General features: G+C 49.7%; 4 protein-coding genes. 2 read left to right on the top strand and 2 right to left on the bottom strand.

What is annotated here, in order from left to right; genetic code table 11:
* Window positions 1-175: 175 nt before the first annotated feature.
* The gene (locus AAC022_RS27015; RefSeq protein ID WP_339736424.1) at window positions 176-1,618 is read left to right on the top strand and encodes a right-handed parallel beta-helix repeat-containing protein; all 1,443 of its coding nucleotides are present in this window, start codon (window positions 176-178) and stop codon (window positions 1,616-1,618) included.
* A 278-nt stretch (window positions 1,619-1,896) separates the two neighbouring features.
* Window positions 1,897-2,838, top strand: coding sequence for a heme-binding protein (locus tag AAC022_RS27010; protein ID WP_339736422.1), 942 nt, complete (start codon window positions 1,897-1,899; stop codon window positions 2,836-2,838).
* A 159-nt stretch (window positions 2,839-2,997) separates the two neighbouring features.
* On the opposite strand, the gene AAC022_RS27005 is transcribed toward AAC022_RS27010, so the two are convergent.
* Entirely contained in the window at window positions 2,998-3,522 is a 525-nt protein-coding gene (locus tag AAC022_RS27005) for a hypothetical protein (RefSeq protein ID WP_339736420.1), read from the bottom strand.
* The coding region (locus tag AAC022_RS27000; RefSeq protein ID WP_339736418.1) for a hypothetical protein at window positions 3,515-3,863 on the bottom strand (349 nt) is incomplete at its 5' end. The genes AAC022_RS27000 and AAC022_RS27005, both read right to left, overlap by 8 nt.

Below are 3,863 nucleotides of genomic sequence, written 5' to 3'. Positions count from 1 at the left end.
ATATCGCGTATTAAATGGGAGCCTGTGGTTACCATAATATTGCTCCTCAGCCGTTGATCCTCTCTCCCCGCTTGCATAGACTCAACGCTGTTTTTTTAAAACTATGATAAGTATTGCGCTGTGTGCAGCGTCTGCGAATTCCTGCCTGAACTTCTCCCGATGGAAAGCCGTTCCAATGAAATCCAGAACTTTCGTTCCCGCGTGTATAGTGGCTGTGGTGCTGCTGGGCCTGTACTTGATTCTTCCTGTTGCCTCGCAGTCTCAGACGACTTCGCAGCCAGAGTCTCACAAAGGTAGCACCGGGAAAACTGTGTTGGACCTGGGTGCCAAAGGGGATGGCAAAACCGATGACTCGGCCACGATTCAGAAGATCGTCGACGCTGCGGTCGGCTCACTGCGATTTCCCCGCGGTCAGTATCGCTTTACCAGGCCAGTAGTCATCGATTTGACCAAAGTCGGTCCAACTTCCATTTCCGGTGATGGCACAGCAACGATACTGATGGAAGGGGCTGGCCCCGCGTTTCATTTCATCGGCTCACACAACGGAACGGCGAATCCCAAAACCGTACAACCAGTCGTCTGGGATCAGGAGCGAACTCCCATGGTTGACGGCATCGAAATCGTCGGCAAACATCCTGAAGCCATCGGAGTGGCGGCGTCGAAGACCATGCAGCTCACCATCACGCGGCTGGTCGTACGCAAGGCACTGCATGGAATTCATCTTTACGGACGCAACCGGAATGTCTCTATCGACGACTGTCATCTGTATGATAATGAAGGAATCGGCATTTATCTTGAGAAATTGAACCTGCATCAAATCAACATTTCCGACTCGCATATCAGCTACAACAAGCAGGGAGGAATTGTGGTTCGCGAGAGTGAAATCTGCAATATTCAGATCGGCAACTGTGACATCGAAGGCAATATGGGACAGGAAACGCAGCCAACGGCCAATATTCTATTCGATATATCCGAAGGCTTACTGCAGGAAGGTGCCATCTTCGGTTGTACAATTCAACACACGCACGACGCACCCGATTCGGCGAACGTAAGGTTCATTGGTAATGGTGTTCAAGACCCACGCAAAGTGGGTAACTTTGCGATCGCCGATAATGCGATGAGTGAAGTTTCCGTCAATATTCACCTCAAGCACGCCCGTGGCATCACGATAACCGGTAACACTCTCTGGGAAGCGTACGAACACAATTTATTGGTAGAAGATTCGTCTTACATTGTTCTCGGATCGAATCTACTGGACCGCAATCCTGTCTATCGGGCGCAAACAAAAAACGCAAACGTCTTCAAGGACTGCACCGACTGCACACTTAACGCGCTGAATATCCTGGCGACCCAAGGTGTTCCTGCCGGTCTGATTCTGGAAAACTGCGCGAGAATGAACATCACAAACTGTTCGATCCGCCAGTGTGAAAACGGCGGCATCCTGATGCAGAACGTCAAGCAGTCCCGTATTTCCGACTGCCTCATTACCGAAGGCAAAAAAAACTTCGCAATCCGGATCACCGGTGGTAAAGAGATTCAGGTTACCGATAACCTGGTGTCAGGTACCGTCGAATTCGATCAGGGAACCGTAGCGTCCAATAACCTGACCGTAGATTAAACGGCTGTATGACAGCAGGAAACCGACAGAGTAAATAGACGCAGCCCGGGCGGGGTAGAGCCTACCACGTGGCTACTCCCTTCCCCAGAGCAGGGTCCAGAACGAAAGGCCCAGTAAGATGGTCACGAGATGCAGCTGCAGACCTTCCCCATACAATCGCAACATCCCTCGTGTTACGGCAGGATAGTCGTCAACGATGAAATTGCACCGATTCGCAACGGGCGTGAATTGAAAACGGAATTAGACTGAAGATCTATGAAACTAAAAAAGGACAACTAATGTTAAGAAATGCCATACAAAGACAACCCGTTCTCACTTGTTCCGTCGTTTTGATTATTCTGATTGGAGTCAATACTGCGTCGGCACAACCGGACAAGACAACGGTCGCATCCAAAAATGAGCAACCACTCGTGCGAACAAATCGGGCACAATTGACGCTGGCGGGAGCTGAGCGGGCAATTATCGCGAGTCGCAGGCAGGCGGGCGCGATGAGCGTTCAGGTCAACATTGCTGTCGTCGATGATGGCGGACATCTATTGGCATTCGCGCGCATGGATGGTGCTAGACCAGGAAGCGTTTATACGTCGATCACTAAAGCGACATCAGCGGCAACCAAACGAGGGCCGACCGGTCCATTGCCAAACTCAGATGCCGTCAATACGCATCTGAGTCTGGCTGTTGAGAACGCCGCAGCAGTCAGTGGCGGAAAGTTTACTACTCTAAAAGGAGGTATTCCGATCATTTACGACGGACAAGTCATCGGCGCGATCGGTGTGGGCGGTGCCACTGGCGAACAAGACGCAGAAGTGGCAGCAGCTGGTATAGCAGAACTGGCAAAAAGTTTTGAGAGTGTCATTAACTCCCAATCATCGACGGAAGAAAGATCCCTCTTCGGCAAATGGCTGATCGAAGACATTGAAGGTAGGGGTGTGATCGACAATGCTCAAACAACAATTCAGATTGCTGAAGACGGTTCTGTAACTGGCAACACTGGAGTGAACCGATTTATAGCCAAGGCAAAACTTGGCAGTCTGAACATTGAATTTGAGGAAAGACCAGTAACAACGCGAGCCGCCGGTCCACCTGCGTTGATGGACCAGGAGTCTAATTTCCTGATTGCGTTGCAGAAAACGAAAAAGTACCACATCGACGGGAAAGGCTTGCTGCACTTGGTCGATCGGAAAGGGAAGACCGTTTTGCGAGCTTCCACGGTAGAGTAAAGTCTAGCGGGTAATGAGAATCGAATAGTACGATAAGCTTCCAGCCTGCCATTAAATTCAACTCCTGTCAGGTTGGAAGCCCTGTCGATCTTTTCAGAATTTCAGATATCAGTATATGTTGTCGTTTTATTCCTTGTGAGACAGAAGAGCCTGGCAAACTCAAGCACTGTCCTGCCGGGGCTGAAAGATACTGATATCGGGCTGACGGTTATCACCGGGCAACAGCTTTTTGATCTGGCAATACTGCTTGATGGCTGAAGTGTGCCTGCGCTGTGCGGATTCAAGGCGTTTCATCATCAAGGTGCTCTGGCCTGCAGTTCTGTTGGTGGCATCAGCATCGACTCTCAGCAGGTAATGCAATTCCAGCCAGGTCGATTGAATCACTTCTGCCAGCATCTGATCAAAAATATGAGTTGATCCGTCCAGGATCTCATCCTTAAGGACAGTCAGTTTTTTCTTGAGCGACTCTTTGAGCATACAGTCGCCGTTCGCAATCAGTGTGATCCAGGCCGACTCGGATATTTTTGCAACGTCTCCGATCTTATTCCAGATTTGTGGTCGCTCATCCAGAAACTGTTGTAACTCTCTGATCGCTTCAGGGGCGCCTTGATTAGCCTTCCCTATTAAAATATTAAGAGCATCCCAATCTGCTTTCGTTGGATATTTATCCTGTGATTCAGTCATTTGACTTTCGTCTCCTCCATTCGTGTCCATTGTGTAGATAGTGCCCACTAATGATCAGGATCGCCTTGAACAATGCTGTGGCTAACTGTCCTAATTCGGCTGTAGGGGCACTTGCACGCTCAATCTGATGTATTTTGGTTTCCCAGTGCTGTTGGTCTCGTTGTTGTTTCAGACGGCGTTCCTGATCCTGACGCTCGGCGCCCGTCCCCTTTTTTCCGGGGCCTTTGTAGATTTTCACAGTTTTGCCATCAACGCGTTGGCTTTGGTAATAGTACTTACGTCCTCCTTTTTTCACGTCCCAGCCCATAAAAATCCTCCATGAGAGTTGCACTACGTTTTTT

It is taken from the genome of uncultured Gimesia sp., from assembly GCF_963976445.1.
Classification (GTDB): domain Bacteria; phylum Planctomycetota; class Planctomycetia; order Planctomycetales; family Planctomycetaceae; genus Gimesia.
Note: the sequence above shows the minus strand (reverse complement) of the source record. Positions and strands in the feature narration are given on the sequence as shown.